Origin of the sequence: Stenotrophomonas geniculata ATCC 19374 = JCM 13324 (assembly GCF_001431625.1) — a bacterium.
GTDB lineage: Bacteria > Pseudomonadota > Gammaproteobacteria > Xanthomonadales > Xanthomonadaceae > Stenotrophomonas > Stenotrophomonas geniculata.
The window spans coordinates 11,654-29,672 of the sequence record NZ_LLXT01000086.1 but is presented as its reverse complement, the minus strand read 5'-3'; the positions used below and the strand labels follow the sequence as shown (position 1 = coordinate 29,672).

At 60.7% G+C, this 18,019-nt stretch carries 18 protein-coding genes; 11 read left to right on the top strand and 7 right to left on the bottom strand.

From position 1 onward, the window contains the following. Positions 1-108 precede the first annotated feature (108 nt). Entirely contained in the window at positions 109-582 is a 474-nt protein-coding gene (locus tag ARC63_RS23595) for a helix-turn-helix domain-containing protein (RefSeq protein ID WP_231298592.1), read from the top strand. On the opposite strand, the gene ARC63_RS23905 is transcribed toward ARC63_RS23595, so the two are convergent. Further along, positions 542-1,450 carry a LysR family transcriptional regulator gene (locus ARC63_RS23905; RefSeq protein WP_033835999.1) on the bottom strand — a complete coding sequence of 303 codons (909 nt, stop codon included), beginning with the start codon at positions 1,448-1,450 and terminating at the stop codon, positions 542-544. The two genes, ARC63_RS23595 and ARC63_RS23905, sit on opposite strands and share 41 nt — an antisense overlap. A gap of 93 nt (positions 1,451-1,543) precedes the next feature. On the opposite strand from ARC63_RS23905, the gene ARC63_RS06070 reads away from it, so the two are divergent. The 3 genes from ARC63_RS06070 (at position 1,544) to ARC63_RS06060 (ending at position 3,767) form a co-directional block, all read left to right on the top strand. Then, entirely contained in the window at positions 1,544-2,053 is a 510-nt protein-coding gene (locus tag ARC63_RS06070; RefSeq protein WP_033836000.1) for a lactoylglutathione lyase family protein, read from the top strand. Positions 2,054-2,230: 177 nt separating this feature from the next. Then, positions 2,231-2,758 carry an SRPBCC family protein gene (locus ARC63_RS22675; protein ID WP_223224789.1) on the top strand — a complete coding sequence of 176 codons (528 nt, stop codon included), beginning with the start codon at positions 2,231-2,233 and terminating at the stop codon, positions 2,756-2,758. 52 nt (positions 2,759-2,810) lie between these two features. Further along, entirely contained in the window at positions 2,811-3,767 is a 957-nt protein-coding gene (locus ARC63_RS06060) for an NADH:flavin oxidoreductase/NADH oxidase (RefSeq protein ID WP_269213927.1), read from the top strand. Between the two features lie 377 nt (positions 3,768-4,144). On the opposite strand, the gene ARC63_RS06055 is transcribed toward ARC63_RS06060, so the two are convergent. After that, positions 4,145-4,498, bottom strand: a complete 354-nt coding sequence (locus ARC63_RS06055; RefSeq protein ID WP_043033501.1) for a hypothetical protein — start codon at positions 4,496-4,498, stop codon at positions 4,145-4,147. A gap of 26 nt (positions 4,499-4,524) precedes the next feature. On the opposite strand from ARC63_RS06055, the gene ARC63_RS06050 reads away from it, so the two are divergent. Together ARC63_RS06050 and ARC63_RS06045 are read left to right on the top strand one after the other, a co-directional pair. Continuing rightward, positions 4,525-4,860, top strand: coding sequence for a hypothetical protein (locus tag ARC63_RS06050; RefSeq protein WP_043033500.1), 336 nt, complete (start codon positions 4,525-4,527; stop codon positions 4,858-4,860). Positions 4,861-4,865: 5 nt separating this feature from the next. Then, entirely contained in the window at positions 4,866-5,489 is a 624-nt protein-coding gene (locus ARC63_RS06045) for a TetR/AcrR family transcriptional regulator (RefSeq protein WP_043033616.1), read from the top strand. Between the two features lie 589 nt (positions 5,490-6,078). Here the strand turns inward: ARC63_RS06045 and ARC63_RS06035 are convergent. From ARC63_RS06035 to ARC63_RS06025, 3 genes are all read right to left on the bottom strand, one after another. After that, positions 6,079-7,107 carry a hypothetical protein gene (locus ARC63_RS06035; RefSeq protein WP_049402763.1) on the bottom strand — a complete coding sequence of 343 codons (1,029 nt, stop codon included), beginning with the start codon at positions 7,105-7,107 and terminating at the stop codon, positions 6,079-6,081. A gap of 234 nt (positions 7,108-7,341) precedes the next feature. After that, positions 7,342-7,947, bottom strand: a complete 606-nt coding sequence (locus ARC63_RS06030; protein WP_033836002.1) for a hypothetical protein — start codon at positions 7,945-7,947, stop codon at positions 7,342-7,344. 148 nt (positions 7,948-8,095) lie between these two features. Then, a complete protein-coding gene (locus ARC63_RS06025) occupies positions 8,096-9,070 on the bottom strand; it encodes a DNA-binding protein (RefSeq protein WP_049402764.1) in 975 nt (324 codons plus the stop codon). Positions 9,071-9,174: 104 nt separating this feature from the next. Here ARC63_RS06025 and ARC63_RS06020 point away from each other — a divergent pair, with 104 nt between their 5' ends. Both ARC63_RS06020 and ARC63_RS06015 read left to right on the top strand, forming a co-directional pair. Then, the gene (locus ARC63_RS06020) at positions 9,175-10,251 is read left to right on the top strand and encodes a site-specific integrase (protein WP_043033496.1); all 1,077 of its coding nucleotides are present in this window, start codon (positions 9,175-9,177) and stop codon (positions 10,249-10,251) included. Between the two features lie 101 nt (positions 10,252-10,352). Then, positions 10,353-12,317 (top strand): AAA family ATPase, encoded by a 1,965-nt coding sequence (locus ARC63_RS06015; protein WP_024956865.1) that lies wholly within the window; start codon positions 10,353-10,355, stop codon positions 12,315-12,317. Positions 12,318-12,485: 168 nt separating this feature from the next. On the opposite strand, the gene ARC63_RS06010 is transcribed toward ARC63_RS06015, so the two are convergent. Together ARC63_RS06010 and ARC63_RS06005 are read right to left on the bottom strand one after the other, a co-directional pair. Beyond that, complete coding sequence (locus tag ARC63_RS06010; protein WP_197621874.1) at positions 12,486-13,187, bottom strand: adenylate/guanylate cyclase domain-containing protein; 702 nt, start codon at positions 13,185-13,187, stop codon at positions 12,486-12,488. 2 nt (positions 13,188-13,189) lie between these two features. Continuing rightward, entirely contained in the window at positions 13,190-14,110 is a 921-nt protein-coding gene (locus ARC63_RS06005; protein ID WP_088428977.1) for a TIR domain-containing protein, read from the bottom strand. Between the two features lie 133 nt (positions 14,111-14,243). On the opposite strand from ARC63_RS06005, the gene ARC63_RS06000 reads away from it, so the two are divergent. From ARC63_RS06000 to ARC63_RS23895, 3 genes are read left to right on the top strand one after another with little or no spacing between them, the layout of a single operon-like run. Next, positions 14,244-15,776, top strand: a complete 1,533-nt coding sequence (locus tag ARC63_RS06000) for an adenylate/guanylate cyclase domain-containing protein (RefSeq protein ID WP_043033494.1) — start codon at positions 14,244-14,246, stop codon at positions 15,774-15,776. After that, the gene (locus tag ARC63_RS23900; protein ID WP_353949944.1) at positions 15,773-16,651 is read left to right on the top strand and encodes an E2 domain-containing protein; all 879 of its coding nucleotides are present in this window, start codon (positions 15,773-15,775) and stop codon (positions 16,649-16,651) included. Before ARC63_RS06000 ends, ARC63_RS23900 begins: the two co-directional genes overlap by 4 nt. Further along, positions 16,596-17,120 carry a Pycsar system effector family protein gene (locus ARC63_RS23895; RefSeq protein ID WP_474752781.1) on the top strand — a complete coding sequence of 175 codons (525 nt, stop codon included), beginning with the start codon at positions 16,596-16,598 and terminating at the stop codon, positions 17,118-17,120. Before ARC63_RS23900 ends, ARC63_RS23895 begins: the two co-directional genes overlap by 56 nt. Positions 17,121-18,019 lie beyond the last annotated feature (899 nt).

Below are 18,019 nucleotides of genomic sequence, written 5' to 3'. Positions count from 1 at the left end.
AACCGTGGTGCGGTTGCTTATCGATCCGCATACCTTTCGGTCGGCGCGTCGGCGCAGATGCCCAGCATTCCGACTGCGTTAGCGGTTAGCTCGTTGCTTAGGGAGATCTTGGACGAACTGGCCCGTCGTGACATCGGCGAGGCCGTTAAGCCAGAAGACCGGCGACTCTCCGCGGTCGCCCTTGACCTGATTCTGGCCGCGCCGGTGATGTCGAGCTTCCTGCCGCTGGCCAGCGGTGACGTGCTAAAGCGGATTCTGAGCTATGCCGAGACCTCCCTTCAGGACTCTCCGTCGGCACTTGAGGTCGCAGAGCGCCACCACATTAGTGTTCGATCACTTGAGCGCTTGGCAAAGCGCGAGCTAGGGATGGGGTTCGGAGAGTGGCGCAGTCGGCTTCGTTTTCTGAGGGCAATTGATGCCTTGGGTTCAGACCGATCAATTACGCAGATTGCAGACGATCTGGGCTATGCAAACTCAACGTCTTTCAGTGAGATGTTCAAGCGACACTCTGGCCGGACCCCAGACCAGTATAGAAGGGGCCTCAGTCCGCTCCAGCGAGAGGTGGAGCCCTCCTCCCGCTGAATCGAGGCAGGCCTCGAAGCTGTTGGGTCAACCATTTAGCTGGCCCAGACAGTGGCCATTCGGATCGATGGATCATCCAGAGGGTGTCAACCACCGGAGATCCACAGTCAACCACCTCAATTGCGTCTTGCCGAGCGAAGGATTCACGGGCGTGTCGCGGAATGACAGTGAATCCCAGCCCGAGCGATACCGGCTCAAGGATGAGCGCAACCTGATTGGTGAAGCCGTGTATAGGAAGCGCGCGTACGCCTGGATTTCCTGGGAACTTGCGGGCGAGAAGGCGGGTGGCCATAGCCTGGCCATCTGGATGATCAACGAAACCCAACTTTTGAAGATCCGCCCAGCTGTCCGCGCAGGCACCTCTCGGAACTACCAGCTCAAGCGCCTCCTCGGTGAAGGGCTCAGCCCGCAGCCGAGGGTCATCCGGCCGAAGTGCAAGTAGACCCACCTCGTACTTCTTCTCCAGTACCGCCGATAGGATTTCTGGGTCCGGCGAGAAGCGATGACGAATGATCAAGCCGGGATGGGTGCGCTGGAAGTCCAGCAACACCGGGTAAAGAGCAAGGCCAACACTCCCGGGGGTTATCAGCGCAAACTCCCCCTGATCGCTGTCCGCGCTCGCGAGCTTGGCTTGAAGCCGGCGATCGGCCGAATCCATCTCTTGGCAGTACTGCAATAGAGCCATTCCCGCCGGCGTCAGCTCAATAAATCGTGGTCTGCGCAGAAACAGGGCACCCAGCTGTTGCTCAAGATGACGTACATGCTGACTGACCGCAGCCTGGGTGAGCTGCAGCTGGCCTGCGGCCCTGGTAAAGCTCCCGACCTCTGCGATAGCCCGAAAGGATCGGAGCCAATGCTCATTCAGCATAAGAATATTTTATCAATCTGATAAAAATGGATCAGATCATGGTTGAGTTGCAGGGTCTAATCTTGCGGCTACCCCTCTCTTCAGTGGTGTGCCGTGCCTGCCCTACCCCCTCCCTACCCTCGCGCCTTCTCCCACATCGGCCTGTCTGTTACCGATCTCGATGCCGCGGTTTCCTTCTATACAGAAGTCTTGGGCTGGTACCTCGTCATGCCGCCGACCAGGATTGCTGAAGACGAAAGCGCAATTGGCGTGATGTGCACGGATGTGTTTGGGCCTGGATGGGGCAGCTTCCGCATTGCACATCTATCCACTGGTGACCGGGTTGGAGTCGAAATCTTCCAGTTCAATAACGCCGAGCGTCCCGCGAACAACTTCGAGTACTGGAAGTCGGGCGTCTTCCACTTCTGTATTCAGGATCCGGACGTTGAAGGCCTGGCCGCTCGGATTGTGGCAGCTGGTGGAAAGCAGCGAATGCCGGTTCGAGAGTACTTCCCAGGGGAGAAGCCCTATCGGATGGTTTACATGGAGGATCCGCTGGGCAACATCCTGGAGATCTACAGCCACAGCTACGAGCTTACGTATTCAGCTGGCGCGTACGTCTAGCTCCACGCACACCCTCAGCCAGCTTTCGACTGCCAGGCAGTCCTCGCCAAACTGAGACACGACGGTACGGAGCAAGTGTCTCGGCTGTAGAAGTCAGAGGTCTGCAAGTTAGAAGCTGGCGAACGTAATTTTAACGATTCATCGGCGAGCCGCGCCGCTAGCCCTAAGGAGCATATGATGAAAATGAACGGCATTCGTTGGCCGGAAGGCTACCTTCCTGGTTACACCGAAAACTTTGTCTCGAATGAGCTGATCGTCCTCGGCCTTGCCGCAGCTGATGTTTGGCCGTTGCTTGAAGAGCCACGTCTGTGGCCGACCTACTACGGAAATTCAGCCAATGTGCGCTTCCACGATGGCGCCGGCCCTCTGTTGCGAAACGGGGATCGATTCTACTTTGAAACCTTTGGCTTCCCCGTGGAGGCTCAATGCGTCGAGCATGAGGCTCCTACCTCCGAGGGTCCGGGCCGGATCGCTTGGCATGGCTGGGCCGGTGAGCCCGGGTCTGCCGATCGACTTGACGTTCATCATGCGTGGATTGTCGAAGACCTTGATGGTGGCCGAGTGCGGATCCTCACGCAGGAGACGCAGAAGGGACAGCCTGCAGAAGCCCTGCGTCTGGCCAAGCCGAATCCAATGATCAATGGTCACCAGGATTGGCTGGACGGCCTGGTGGAAGCAGCTCGAGCCGCCAAGTCAACGTCCTAAGCCGGAGTAAATCCCCGTGCTTGCTCCTCTTGCTCTCCCCAAAGCCCCGTTTATGTCTGCCCTGTTTAGCCCATTCGAGCTCAAAGGTGTCACTCTTAAGAATCGTATCGCGGTGCCGCCCATGTGCCAGTACAGTGCGGAGGACGGCCGTATCAACGATTGGCATCTCAGCCACTATGCCGCGCTTGCGCGCGGAGGCGCTGGGCTCGTGATTGTCGAGGCTACCGCCGTGTCTCCGGAAGGACGCATCACCCCGGGATGTGCTGGCCTGTGGGGTGATGAGCAAATTCCAGGAATGGCAGCCATCGCTTCTGCCATCAAGCAAGGCGGTGCCGTAGCTGGCATCCAGATCGGCCACGCAGGGCGCAAGGCTAGTGCAAATCGGCCATGGCAAGGCGATGACCACATCGCAGCCGATGATCCCGCAGGATGGGCGATCCTTGGTCCCTCGCCGATCGCCTTTGGCGGCTCGCTCGATAGAGTTCCCAACGAGATGACGGTTGAGGACATTCATCGCGTTCAAGCGGATTTCGTCGCTGCAGCCAAGCGTGCGCTTGCTGCAGGATTTGAATGGCTGGAGCTTCACTTCGCTCATGGCTATCTGGCGCAGAGCTTCTTCAGCCCCGACAGCAACAAGCGGGAGGATCGCTACGGTGGCAGTGCGGAGAACAGAGCACGCTTCCTGCTGGAGACATTGGCGGCCGTCCGTAAGGTTTGGCCCGAGCATCTGCCGCTGACCGCGCGCTTTGGAGTTGTGGAGTACAACTCGCGCGATGGCCAAGCACTGGTCGACTCCATTGAGATTGGCAAAGAAATGCGAGAGTTGGGGCTTGATCTGCTCAACGTGAGCATTGGCTTCAGTGCTCTTGGTGGCCGCGTCCCATGGGGTACACAGGCGTTCCTGGCACCCCTTGCTGAGCGATTTGCTAATGAAACTGGGCTTCCGGTGGCCACAGGTTGGTGCATCGATGATCCACAGACTGCCGAGCGCGTTGTAGCGGACTGTTAGGTTGACCTAGTGATGATCGGGCGGGCCCACCTATCCAATCCGCACTATCCGTACCAAATGGCCATTGCGCTTGGCCAGGAGCTCCCAGCCAGCGTGCTACCCACGCCTTACAGCTATTGGCTGAGCAGATACAAAGGCCCGGGCAAGGCGTCGGCTCAATAGGAGCGAGCCAGCCCCCTCCTCCATCGAGCAATAGGGGCAAATGATCTGGCTCCCATCGAGAATCCCTAACGCCATTGCAAGCTGCTACCCCGCCTCAACACAGGCGGGGACAGGCACCATTAAAGTTGCTCCGCCTTGTCCGCCAGGGGTCACCGAAGCGGCTGCGTGAGCGAGACGGGATGGGAGGTCTGACTAGGCGCCGAAGAAGACTCGAGCTAGCGAGAGGCACTTGGCCGACGCTGCCTTGCCGGCATGCTCAAGCGCGAGCGCTCCGCCGCCGACAAGATGACCATCAGCACAAAGGGGTTGGCTACCTGAATCATGACTACGGACGTCTCTGAGATTGCACCTTGCAGCAGGAGAATCATCGGAATAGTGAGTAGGGCATGGAACAACACTCCCGCACCAACCAAAAGGGCTAGTGCTCGATAGCTCATACGACCCGCGCCAAAGGATGTGTAGATCATCCAAGCGCAGAGGGGGATGAAGATGATGATCGCAGTTAGCGTTCCCGCGCCGTAGCCGACCCCGAGAATCAGCGGGATCACGTGGAAGACAACGTTGATCATGATGATGCTGTAGATCGCATAGCCCCTTGAGCCAGGGCAAGGCTGGAAAGATTGAAGGCGGCGATCGCCTGCCCTGGGTGAAGACGCGTGGTGAGGACAACTACGCGATCTCAGAGCAAATCGGCTGGCAGGTCCATGTCTATGGACGAGCCAGTACTGAACTAAAGGGCTGGTGCGACAGCCGCGGCATGGCTCTTCGCGAGTTTACCTGGCACGAAGAACATGGCCGCGCTGGACGTCAGCAGGACGCTGTCTACGTTCTGCGGCCTGACACTTGGGTGGGATTGGCACAGCCAACGCAGTCCCTAGACGAGCTGCAGCGCTATTGGGATTCCCGCATGGGCAAGAGATTGAGCACGTGAGCGAGATGCAACCTAAGTGGAGTCGTCGCAAGGAGGCGCGGCCGCTCGAGATTGTAGACGCTGCGGTAGATGTTTTCCTTGAGAACGGCTTTGCTGCCGCAAAGCTCTCTGATATCGCGAAGCGCGCACGAGTCGCGAAGGGCACGATCTACCTCTACTTTGAAACCAAGGAAGAGCTGTTTCGAGCCGCAGCGCGCCAGTTGATCTCCACAAATCTGGAAGGCCTTGAGACGGCACAGGCGACCTTCGACGGGTCGATTGAGGAGCTAATCCCGACGCTCCTCCAGCGAGCGGTCTCATCAGGTGGCGATGCCCGCTTGTCTGCAGCATTGCGAATGGTGCTATCGGAGAGCCGAATGTTTCCTGAGCTTGCGAGGATCTGGCATGACGAAGTTGCATCTCGCATGATCCGGCTGGTGGCAAGCGCTGTCGAGCGGGCGCAGGCCAAGGGGACCGTCCGCGCCGGCGACTCAAATCTCATGGCCTTTTCAATCATGGCTCCGATCGTAATGGGTGTGCTGTTCCACGAGCTGTTCGGGACCTCGAGTCCGCATGCACCTGCGCTGGACAAACTTGCGTCCCAGCATGCTTCAATGATCCTTCATGGCATCACTGTGGATGCGATGTAAGCCGCCCTCACGGAGTTGTTAAGGGTTAGGCCACATCTATCCCTCCATGATTGAGATCAGTTGTCCTAGCCCTGCGACTTCGAGGGTGATCGTCTGCCGGCCAGAAGCAGATTCAGCGCGGCACAATCCTAGCCAGCGCATGCGCCCAAGGCATTGCTACTTGAAGGATGGGCAGCCATTGGCAAGCCACCAGCAGGCTACCGTCCTTCGTCGCCCCATGCGCACCGTCACGCAGTTCGAGCAGGGCATCCGGCCCGGGTTAGTCGTCCATCCCGCTGCAGACGATCAGGTCGAAACGACCCGTCGGCCACTCCTGCAGTTTCTGGGCGCAGGCCGCCGGAAGCGATAGAACGTTGAGTGTCGGTCCGAGGGCTGGCGCACCTCGTAGCCGCTGCCTCGATATCCCCCCGAGAACCGCTGGCCGAACGCAAGCGTCAGCGCCTCCACGCTCAGCACCACGTTCCAGATCCTTCGTGGCCCCACTTGCCGCTTCGCTTCCTGCGTTACGACGGCCAGCGCAACGGCCCCGATGACCGCGGACTGGTACCGGAGTTCAGGCACCACTCGCCGAGCTCCCGCGCGCCTGCGATCAGACGAAGACCTCATCGAGCAGGTCCCGCAGCGCGCCGTTCAGCCTCGGGTCGCCCTGTCCCTGCAAGGACAGGTACAGCGACAACGGGTCCACGACGGTGCCCGCGCCACCCAGGCGGGTGGAGTACGCCCAATGCTGCACGTCTGCATAGCCCTCGCCGGCCACGGGAAACCATTCCGGCTCCGGATGCCGACGGAAGCAGTCTCGTCCGATCGCAGCGATCGGACGCGATGGCGCCGCCAGTTCGGTGAGAACGGACAGGCCGGTTTCTCCCGCAGCACGACAATGATCGGCCAGCAGCATGTCCAAGCCACTTTTGCCGATGCAAGTGGTGCGCAGCACCGGCGAGCGCAGCCGCGGCAGCGCGACCGCCCACAAGGAGCGGCGCGCTTTCAAGAACCGTAGCTTCGTCTCCCGCCCCTCGCGCTGGGCGCTGACGAGGTTAGCCGCCACCAGTTCACGGGCGACCCGCGAGGCAGTCATGCGTGAGTAGCCTGCCTCGCGCGCCAGGTCGAGCGGCACCCACGGGACGCTGCCAGGGATGCCGCGCTCCTCCAAGTCGGGCCGCAACAGGGCCGCGATCAGAACCGCTTGTGCCGGATGGCTCAACCGCTCCCCAGCGGATGTGAGCACCCTTGGAGACGAATCGCGCTCGCGTAAGCTCATCAGGAAGCTCGGAGCGAACAGTTGGCTACCAGGCACAACGAAATCCACCCGAGACTCGATGAGCTTGGAGCGAATGTAGGGCGAAACGCCGGAGAGCACGAGAATGACCCTCAAGCCGGCCTTTTCCGCCAATCGATGCACCTGCGCGATCAGCCGCAAAGGTGGCAACGGTTCCGTCTGCGCCGGGACGGTGGCCAGCAGCACCCTGTGGCCGAGCAGGTCAAGCTCGGCCAGGCCGAATAGGGTGGCGAGGAAGTGGGGTAAGCCGCGCGTCTTGGAGCTGGGCCAGGGCTCGAGCTCACCGACCATGTCGGGTAGTAGACCCTGAAGATAGCGGGCTGCGGCGTCGAGGTCGTTCATAGCAGCGAATGTAACGGAGGTTCTTTACCGTAACAAGGCGCGGTGACAGTGAAACTGCTCTGTTACAGTCCAGTGCACCAGGCCCCTGCTACATCGCCAGGCGAGTTCCCCCGTTCAGACGCCAGCTACTCCCTCCGACTCCGCACGATTTGCCGGATAGCCCTCGGCAGTGGATTACTAGAGAGAGGTTTGTGACTATTACCGCGTAGTTGTAACGAACAGCATTTGCATGGGCTATTCATTAGGCAGCACGATTGTGTCGTAGTTGAAGTCTCGAGGCCGCTGACCGGTTGCCTTGATTGCTTCTTCGACGGCTCTATCGAGCATGAGCAGGTACTTTTTAACGATCTCGCTCCCCCGCCCCTTTTTCATCTCTTCTTTTCTCAGAAAGAGTTCCTGGATCTCCTTAAGTGCACTCACAGCCGTTGCTGATTGCTGCAGCGCAATCGCCAAGGATCGGTTCGGCACGTCAACATAGTTGACTGAATCGAAAGCCTTATGAAGCTGGGTCAGATGCGCCAAGATCAGCCGGGGGCCGCCGAATCCTCCCTCGAACTGCGCCAGCATCAGTGTCGCTGGAAATCGCGCATAGGAAATCAGCTCTATGAGGGACTGTGTGACCTCCCGTCTCCTGACTCTGGCGTGCCAAAGGGGGATCAGTCCCGCGGCGATGATGGCTGCGATGCTGCCGATCGCTTGCACCCACGCCGGCCAGTCAAGCGCTAACGTGGCGGATTTGGGACTCGGCTTGCTCATGAGTGCCCAAGTCAAGACGGCTCCTGCGGCAAAGGTCATCACAGCGACCACCGCCCAATCTCTGTCAGTTCTTCCCTGCTTCATGGCGTTCCTCCTCCGGCGTGCTGGTTTCTACCGTTCGTACGGGGCCTGTCGCGCCGTGCTCTCGGGCGCGGTCGAGGATGAACTTTGGGGGGGGCGTGTACGTCCTCCAAGTCTTTCGGGGAAAGAAGCCTTGATCGAATGGATGGCCTCAAGTCTTAGATTTCCTGCTATTGGGTTCTTGTGTCGGCTCGCCCACTCTTCTGGGCGCGGTGCGGCGTGGCTTGCTTTGCCTGCTTGGCGTTGCCGTGTTCGCTCTCCCTTGTCGGAGTGCCTCGGTAACTTGCCGAGTGGTTTCCTTCAGTGACGTCAGCTGCGCCTCCAAGCCATCAGCCCGCGCGTTCACGCCTTCCAGTCGGCGCAATGCCTGTTGCTCGCGGTTGGCAGCAGCAATGGCTTGTTGCTCGCTCTCTCGCAATGAGGTGGCCAAGGCCATGCGCTCCCGCCCCCACTCCTGCTCGGCTGACCGCAACGCCTGGCGATGCCGGTCAACCTCCGTATGGGCACGATCCTCCACTGCCCTGACGTGCGCCTGGAGCGCCCTCCTCTCTTCTTCGTGAGCGGCCGCGGCCTCGCCCAGACTGCGGCGTACGGCATCCAGTTCCTGCTCGAGTCGCTCCGCCCGTCCATAGGCTCCATCGCGTTGGCGCAGCAGGTCTTGTACTTGTGCCGTCATCTGGGAGACCTGTGCCGCCAACTGCTCCGCGGTGGTGGCGGCGGCCTGAGTCTGGACCTGAGCCTCCCTTTCGCGCTTCTGGCTGGCCTCAATCGCCAGCGTCAGGGCCACCCGGTCCTCCTCCAGCAGGCGCTCGCGTTCCTCCAGTGCGTGCCTGGTCGACTCCAGCTGGGTCTGAGCGAGCTCGCCGGCATCCTGCAGCGCGGCCTGCCACAAACGCTGGCTCAGGTGAGCTACCCGCTCTGGGATGCCTGGAACCGCCGCCTCAATGGCGCGCTGGCGCAGGCGAAAGCCTACGGTCTGCCACCAGGTCTCCAGCCAACGCGTGACGGTGTTGGGCGAGCCGGTGCCCAAGTGGGCTCGGATTCGCTCGACGGTGGGACGTTCGCCGGCGGCGATGATGTCGTCCGCTGCCTGGTGCACATCCAGTTCGCTGATGCCCTTGGCCATTGGGTGTCCTTCTGCGGAACGGTGAGAATTGGCAGGCCATGTCTGATAAGGCATATTTATCAGATGTAGCTCAACCTAATCATAGTGCACAATACATAGTACATATGAATAATATCACTGCTGCGTCAGGGGAACTCGTTTCGGGGCTGGTTCCGGAGCGGCTGGCCACTTCCGCCGCAGAAGCGGTGCGAGACATCCTGCAGGAGGCCGAAGCGCCTAACACCATTCGCAGCTACGCCGGCGCCCTGCGCTATTGGGCGGGCTGGTTCGAAGGGCGCTATGGCAGGCCCATCGCCCTACCCGTCCCCCCGGCGGCAGTGGTTCAGTTCATCGTGGATCACATGGGGCGCTCAGGCGATTTGGGGCTTCGTTGGGATCTGCCTGCAGACTTGGATAGTGCCTTGGTGCATGCGGGCCTGAAGAAGAAGCCTGGGCCGCTGGCGTTCTCCAGCCTGGTCCACCGGGTGGCGGTCTTGTCGGCGGCCCACAAGCAGGCCCGCCAAGACAACCCTTGCGAGAATCGCGCCGTGAGGACCCTACTGTCCAAGGGGCGCAGGGCTTCTCACAAACGAGGCGAGCGCCCGGCCAAGAAGACCGCGCTGTCAGCCGCAGATCTGCGCGCAATGGCGGCCACCTGCGACACCTCGCTCAAGGGGAAGCGCGATCGCGCCCTGCTCTACTTTGCCTTTGCTAGCGGCGGGCGCCGCCGCAGCGAAGTCGCCGAGGCGACGGTGAATCACCTCACCCGACTGCCCGAAGGCGGCTACACCTATCGCTTGGATCACGGAAAAACCTTGCAGTCCGGGCCAGTGGTTGGCAGCAGCCCCGACAAGCCCATCCTGGGAGAGGCAGCCACCGCACTGCAGGACTGGCTGGACGTGGCCGAGATTACCGACGGCCCCCTGTTCCGGCGCGTCTGGCCACGGTCATTGGGCGGCGCGCTCAGCGGCAAGGCGGTCGCCGCCATCGTTAAGGACCGGGCGCGGTTGGCCGGTCTGGACGGGGACTTTGCCGGCCACAGCCTGCGCTCGGGCTTTGTTACCGAAGGTGCGCGGCGTGGGGTGGCCCTGCCGGCGCTGATGGCGATGACCGATCACCGCTCCGTGGCCAGCGTGATCGGATATTTCCAGCAGGGCGGCGTCGGCAGCAACCCCGCCGCGCGCCTGATGGATGAGGACTGAGCCTCCGGCCCGAGCGGCCAGCAGTGCGCGTTGAATGTGCCCCGCTCGGGCCCTATCCTGCACAAGACGCGCACCATCCACGGCAGGAATCAGGGGGCAGCATGAAGCTAGTCAAGGCACGGATCCGAAACTTCCGTTCTGCAGAGGATTCCGGAACGTTCGATGTCGGAGAGCTGACCTGCTTGGTCGGTAAGAACGAGGCGGGCAAGACTGCAATTCTGACGGCGTTGTTTGGTACCCGTCCCATCGCCGACCAGTTTGCTTACGACACGGTGCGCGATTACCCCCGCCGCTTCCTCACGCGGTATGAGGAACGCCACGACGACGAACCCGCACCGGTTGCCACCCTGACCTGGGAGCTCAGCCACGAAGACCAAAAGGCGGTCGCCGACGTCCTGGGTGCCGGCGCGTTAAGTAGTACGACCGTTGACGTAACGACAGATTACAGTGGCCACAGCACTTGGAGCATTCACGTCGATCCCAACGTGGTGCGCGCGTTTCTGCTCGACCAGCACGGTGTGGCAGGCGAAGAGCGGGAGAAGTTTTCCAAGATATTGCTGGATCGACTCGTGGTCGAGATAGATGCGCACCCCGAGCCGTCTGACCAATTGCAGGCGGTCAAGCGGTCCATCAGCGGCTTCCGCAAGGGGAAACCAGTGCTGGCGGCCATCGATATCCTGCAGAAAAGGATGCCGGCGTTCTTCTATACCTCTCACTTTGATCGCATGTCCGGGGAGATATCGCTGGACAAGCTGTCTCGTGACACCCAAAGCGGCGCGACGATCTCCCCGGGTGACCAGATTTTCCTCGACTTCCTCGAGTACGCCGGGACGTCGGTCAGCGAATTGCAGTCCAGCACACGCCTGGAAGAGCTCAACGCACGTTGCCAAGCCGCCTCCAATGAAATTACCGATGAGATCTTCGAGTTTTGGAGTCAGAACGACGCGCTCAGTGTAGAGATAGCGCTTGCCCAAGGCCTCTCCGAGGATCCCGCCCCCTTCAATAGCGGGACTGTTGCCAAAATCCGCATTCGGAATGACAACCACAAGGTTTCGGTGCCCCTGTCTGAGCGCAGCGCCGGATTCGTCTGGTTCTTCTCCTTCCTGTCGCAGTTCAAGCAGATGCGAAAGAGGAACCCCGGTGCGATCATCCTTCTGGATGAGCCTGGATTGACGCTACATGGAAAGGCGCAAGCTGATCTGCTCCGCTACATCATTGAGCGTCTACTCCCCGACCACCAGGTCATCTACAGCACCCACTCGCCCTTTATGGTGCCGGCCGATCGTCTTGCGGACGTTCGCGTCGTCGAGGACGTTGTCACCTACGACCAGCGTCGCCGCCCCACCGTTAAGGGCACACAGGTCTCCGCGGACGTCCTGAGCGTCGATCAGGACACGCTGTTCCCCCTTCAGGCCCATCTCGGTTACGAGGTTACCCAAAGCCTGTTTGTGGGAGCGCATACCCTGTTGGTCGAAGGACCTTCGGATGTGCTCTATCTTCAGGCGGCATCGCACGCGCTCAAGCAACGCAAGCGCCAAGGCTTGGACAGCCGGTGGGTGATCTGCCCCACAGGCGGCATAGACAAAGTGCAATCGTTCGCCTCGCTCTTCTCTGGCAAGGGCATCCACATGGTCGCCTTGTGTGACTACGGCAATGGCGATAAAGGCAAGGTGCAGCGGCTGAGGGAGTCTCAGATCATGAAGACTTCCGGCGTCTTGGTAGCCACGGATTTCACCGGAAAGGCGGAGAGCGACATTGAGGACTTCTTCGCACCCGCCGTCTTCGCCGACATCCTCAACGGTGCCTACGGTCTGAAGGGAAAAGGGCAAATTTCCGCCCGGCAGTTCAGCCAAGACGGTGCCCTGACGCGCCAGGTCAAACAGGCCGAAGCACTGTTTAATGTCATGGGGGCTTCCGTTCCGCCCCTGGATCATTTCACTCCCGCCAACTGGCTCATCCAGAATCAGCACGTGCTGGCCGCGGAAACTACGGCCATCAATGAAACGCTGGAGCGCTTTGAGAAGGCCTTCGCTGAGATCAATGCGGCGCTAGGGGCCGGTGCGTAGATGAACCTCTGCCAGAGCTCCGCAATGGCAGCGGGTTCCTCTCCCGGCGCGCACTCATCGGAGGGCAGGACTCGGCTGCCTGACTCCCGCGCCATGAAATCGGCCTCTAACAGTGCGCCCTTTCCCTGCCATGCTGGCCCTGCGAATGCCGGGTCCGCAGAGGGCGCTTTAGACGCGCCAAGCCCAGTCTGATCCGTGAATGCGGCGACCACCCTGCCGGTTCCAGCGGAACGCCTCCCACATCAGAGTCGGCGGCGTTCCACCGTACTTCAACTCATCAGCCAACCGGATGAACACCTCATCGGTAATCCAGGTTGACGGGGCAAGGTCCAGGTCCGTGAGCTTGGCCGCATGATTGGCCGCGCGTCCAACCCAGACGATGTCGTTGCCGCCTCGAATACCCGTGCGAGCAGCTCGGATTGGGCTGCTGTCGATTCCGACGACATGCCTCACGGTACCTGTCCAGTCGGGGTACTGCTTTTTCAACGCTGGCATGACGATCATCTTGACCGCATAGTTGATTTTCAACCCGGCCTTAGCCGCCGGCGTGGCTTGCCGGTCACCCACCCAGATGCCCATGACACGATCTCCGTCGTAGGAGGTGATCTTGCCGCCCTCTTTCCTGATGATCGTCGCTGCACAGTGCAGGAACGCTTTGTAGATCTCTGCACTCAACTGCCAGGCTTCGGTGTCGACCATATTCGTTGAGCCGTTCAGGTCCGCGTACAAAACAGTGGCACGATCAAACTCCACTGCGTCATTGCCCAATCGCAGATCTTCTGGATCGGGTACAACTTGACCTCTCCGTGTAGACCATCGGGTTTGTGCTATCGCCTGCACGGCGGCCGTCATCTCTTCCAGCAGTGCCACCGTCAGTCCCTCGGCCCAGCTTCGAGAATGCGGGAGCGAATTTGTTCGCATGCCGGTGCAATCAAAGCCCGGGCGTCCGGGCCAGGGGTGTATCGGTAGGGGACGGTCGTGAGCCCCGTGAGATCACTGGGAAGCTTCAGCTTGTCTTCGCGCGGCTCCATCAAGAAGGCGCGCCGACGCCCCAGGAATCCAATGAACATACCCAGTTCAAAGACGACGTTGTCGCGCATGACAGGCCACTCGTCACCGCGGCTGATGACCATGTCATCCGCGTGGGCCACGGCAATGGCAAAGTCTGCCTGTTCCAGCTGGCGCTCGAGCTCGTCAAGTGTGTAGTTGGCGGCGCGGAACACCCCGTGGTCCCATACCACCGTCAGGAACGGGTCGTGCTCGAAGTGCTGTACCAGCAACCGCGTGACAGGGAGCGCCTCCACCGACGACATCACAAAGACCCGGACCTGTCCGCGAGGTTGGGTAATCATGTGATTGCGCTCTTTTAGACGGCGCGAAAGGGTCGCGGCCAGCCGCCGCCAGATGACGGGGTGTGAATCCGCAATCCTGCTGAAATCGATTTCCGGCACCTTTAGCACTACGGTCGGCTCGCGTGCAGTAACAGTTGCCGCCCGCAGTTGCGCCGGTTCGATGGCTGCCATTTCGCCGACGTGGTCCCCAGCCCTTCGGGTATTAACCACTTTGCCGTTGACCAGCACGTCCACGGAGCCGGAGACAATGAAGAAAACGTCGGTCTCTGGGGCGCCCTGAGTGATAAAGGCCTGCCCTGTCCCCACGTCGAGCAATTCCCCGGCCTGTGCCAGCTGGGCTGCGGCCGCGTCCAAGCCGGCCAGCAGGCGGAACTCAGCCAAGGCGGCGATCAGTCGCCTGCCATCATCCGCCGCGAGGCGCTCGACGATCCCAGTCCCCATACTGCCCCCTTGAAAGTGTGAACTGGGTCCCAATATACGCCCAAAGGAGCTGGAATGAATCCGGCTGCCAGCCACGCCGTAGGCGACGCGACCCGCCCGGCCTGGCCTCCTCTTGGGCGCAGGGAGTAGCACGATGGGACACAGCTGGAAAAAAGATCGCACCAAGAAGCGCATTGCCACCCGTTACGCCGAAGTCCGCGACGTGGACATCCGCGATTACAAGCGGGAAACCTCGCTGGTGGATATTCCAGTCAATCGCGCCTATCGCGTCCAAGGGGCGCATGTCTACATCGACATCGTCAATCTGGCGGACATGCTTAGCTGCACTGACATCGAAGGCGAAACCTGCCACAAGCGGGCCCTTCGATTCCTGAATCAGCACTACCGCGCCGTCCATCGCATCCTCGTTGAAAGTGATGCCATCCGTGTGGACTTTCACAACCAGCGGCTGCATGCGGTTGTGACCAAGCCGTACGGCGATGCCAACGAACGCGCCCGGATCGAGCGCGCGGTTGCGATCGCCCAGCTCGCCATCGATGTGCTGGCTGAAACGGGCGACTCGGACGCGCACATCCCCAATGCCCAGGTTCGTGTCGGCATTGACAGCGGGATGGCGTTGGCCGTCAACAATGGTCGTCGCGCCAGCCGAGAACCTCTTTTCTTAGGCTCCCCAGCCAATCAGGCGGCCAAGTGTGCCGGGCATGGAGGGGCTGAAGGCATCTACCTGACGCACGGCGCACGTGCCGTGCTTGAACTGCCTACCTTGACCGGCAACAAGGACCGCACCACTTCGCTGACCGATGCTCAGATTTCCGCATGCGTCGAGGCCGCTGCACTCGGCATTTCCAAGTCGCGCATCATCGAACTCTGGAAAGATGAACAGGCCGAGCTCCCTATCGGCGAATTCAAGTTCAGTCGACCGACGCCTCCGCTTTCTGATCTGGACTTCTCCCTGCTCAGCGCGGCGAACTCAAGGCGATTTGATGGCGTTTCGATCTATGCCGACATTGACGGATTCACCGACTTCGTGGACAAGCACTTAGAGGAGGATCCCGAACATCTGGTTCGAACACTGCACGTATTGCGCTCTGAGCTGGATGCGGTCGTACACGAGGATTTTGGAGGGCGTCGTGTCCGTTTTATTGGCGACTGCCTTCATGGGGTGCTGCTGGAGGGCACGTCACAGACGACAGATGCGCAGGACACGGTCAGCACCGCTGCCCAGTGCGCGGGTGCATTGCGCAGCAGTTTCTCCACTGCCCTGGAGCAACTGAGCGCCGAAGGCGCGGAAGTGGCAGAGCTGGGATTGGCCATTGGCTTCGAACTTGGCCCCCTTGCCATTTCCCGCCTGGGCATGAAGGGGAGCCTTCTGCGGTGTGCCACGGGGCGAGCGGTGTTGGAATCTGAAGCCCAACAACGACTCTGCGACGGTGTGGAGACGGCCATTGGTGAAAATGCCTACAAGGCCGCCAGCGCCGCGATACGGACCGTCTTTACCGACAAGCGAAAGGCGGCGAACCTAGACTATGCCGCAGCGGTGGAGGAACTCGCCGCATCCGGGGACCGCGTGGCGAAGGCAACACTGGAGGCACACTACGCTGAAGTGGCACCCGCAGTGGCTCCTGCGCTCGCGCAGCCGATCCGTCCTCATGTGGCCGCGACGTGACGCCAAGGCCTTTGGAGCTGCTGCAGCGCGTGGCACCGGACTACGGTGCCACGTTGATCGTAGACCCTGTCGGGGGGCTGGTTGGGATCACAGTGGTTCGGGCCGGCGGAGCCGAGTACGCATTTAGATTGCTCGTCTCCGTTGCAGGCGAGCACGTCTCAGTGCGCGAGATCGCCGACCCCGGCATGCTGCCGGGGTTCTGTCCCGATCGGCATATCAACGGTGACCGTAGCTTCTGCCTCGGCTGGGGAGAAGACAATCCGAGCCGGATCCAAGACGAAGCAGCAGCGAGGCATTGGTGGGCCACGGTCTACCAGTACCTGACCTACCAGATCGGCGCGAACGCCCGCCGGGTCTTTCCTGGAGCGGAGAACGGCCGCGCGCACGGTCGTGCTGCGCAGCATCAGGCCAATGCTGAGCAGGCAGCCGAACGACTGGGTCCGGCATTCAAGGCAGATGTGCTCGCGGGGCAGTTCATGGTCCGCAAGGATTCGCGCCCTCAGAAGCGGAGGCTCGAGCTCTGGCACGGCAAACTACTCCTTGCTCGGGTGTCGACGCGCACTGAAACCTTGGTCGGGAGACCCCCAGTCTGCCCATGTGGCCGCGATCCTGACGGTGCGATCACTGCATGTGGCGACCACGCTGCGGCCCTGGTCACTTTCATCTTGGAACAGCACCGATGTGCGCTGGCCGACACAGCTTTCCTTGAGGATTGTGCGGCTGCAGGAGCGCGCTGCTGCGGAACGCTGGACATCTGCGGTCTTCGATCTGCCATCAAACGAACACAAACCGTATCCCTCAAGACAGAGAACTCACCCCGTGCAAGAACCTCAAAATTCTGGCGGCCACCCGCCAAATCAAAGCGACCGCGTTAGTGCCGCTTGGCAGCAGCTGAATTTGGTCTTGGGCTTCTTCTCCCGTGTAGACACAAAACTCTCGGTCGGCCTGGGTATCAACCTGGGCATGCTTGCCATGATCGCGACGCGGCTGCCGAAACTTGATGAACTAACGGCCCTGATCTCGGTTGTGGGCGTTTTGTTCCTTACACCGCTTACTGTTAGCTTCTGGCACCTGTGGTACGGATATTTTCCGGAACTGCGAGGCGGGTCAAATTCGCTCATCTTCTTTGAACGGGTGTCGAGCATGGCCGAGCACGAGTTCTTGCAGAAGTGCGCGGAGCGTACGCTGATGGAGTTCGAGGAAGACCTCCTGGGTCAATGTTGGCGCAATTCCAAGATTCTCTCGTCAAAATTCAGCTGTTTGAAGTACGCGTACATTGCCACTGTTCTGGCAATCGCCCCATGGATGGCACTCATCGTTGTGCTGCCTCCGCCGGCAAAGTGACACACAAGTGGCTTCTGCTCATCCAGTTGTTGAGCCGGAGCCCCGGGCAGCGCTGACAGGGCCGGGCCTTCCGGCCCAAGTCGGCCCAAGGTGAGAAACGGTGCTGGCCATTGCCGGAGTTTGGCCATCGGCTATCACACGCACGTCGCAGTTAGCTCCCTTTCGGAAGGGGATGCCAGCCTAGACGTGCAGCAAACTCACGACGATAGACGGTGTCAATCTGGGGCGGGGCTCGCCGGACGTACTCTTCTGCGAGCGTCGCAGTTTGCCCTGAGAGGCTTGCGAGGTAGGCAACTGCTTCTTCCACTGATGGGACGCGTTGATTTTCCCCGTTGAACTTCGGTGGCAGCGCCGTCCATAGCACAGTGGTAATCCCGCGAGCAGCGGCCCAGTCAGCGAGCCCAGGAATACTCGCCGGTGCTGGACAGCCATGTGTCCAGACCCCCAAGTGTCGCTCCATGTTCTTTGAGGGAATGGCTTCCCGCTCACGCAAGGCTCGCTTGGCGTCGCCCTCGTCGTCGGTACCAGCCTCAACCCAGAAGGAGGTGACAGCAGACGCGGCCGCATGCATGACCAACGTAAGCCGTCCATTGCCGGATTGCCTTAAAAACTCTACGCAAACCGTTGGCCCGTCTGCCAGCCACTGTCCACGAACCGGTAGACCGTCGGGTTGCCATACCAGCGACCCCCAACCAAGATAGGCAATCATCTTGAGCCTCTACTCGACTGCGACAGCCGTGCCGCCCACCACAAGCGGCTCATTTCGTAATCGGTCGAGCCTTTAGTCTCTGCGCTCACCATCCTGGATGCCTCCTCGTCTCAACAAGACTCTGTATTGATAGCGCTACCGCGCCATCTGCCGCGATGTTGCGCTGCAGGGTCCGACGCCGGGCGAGAAG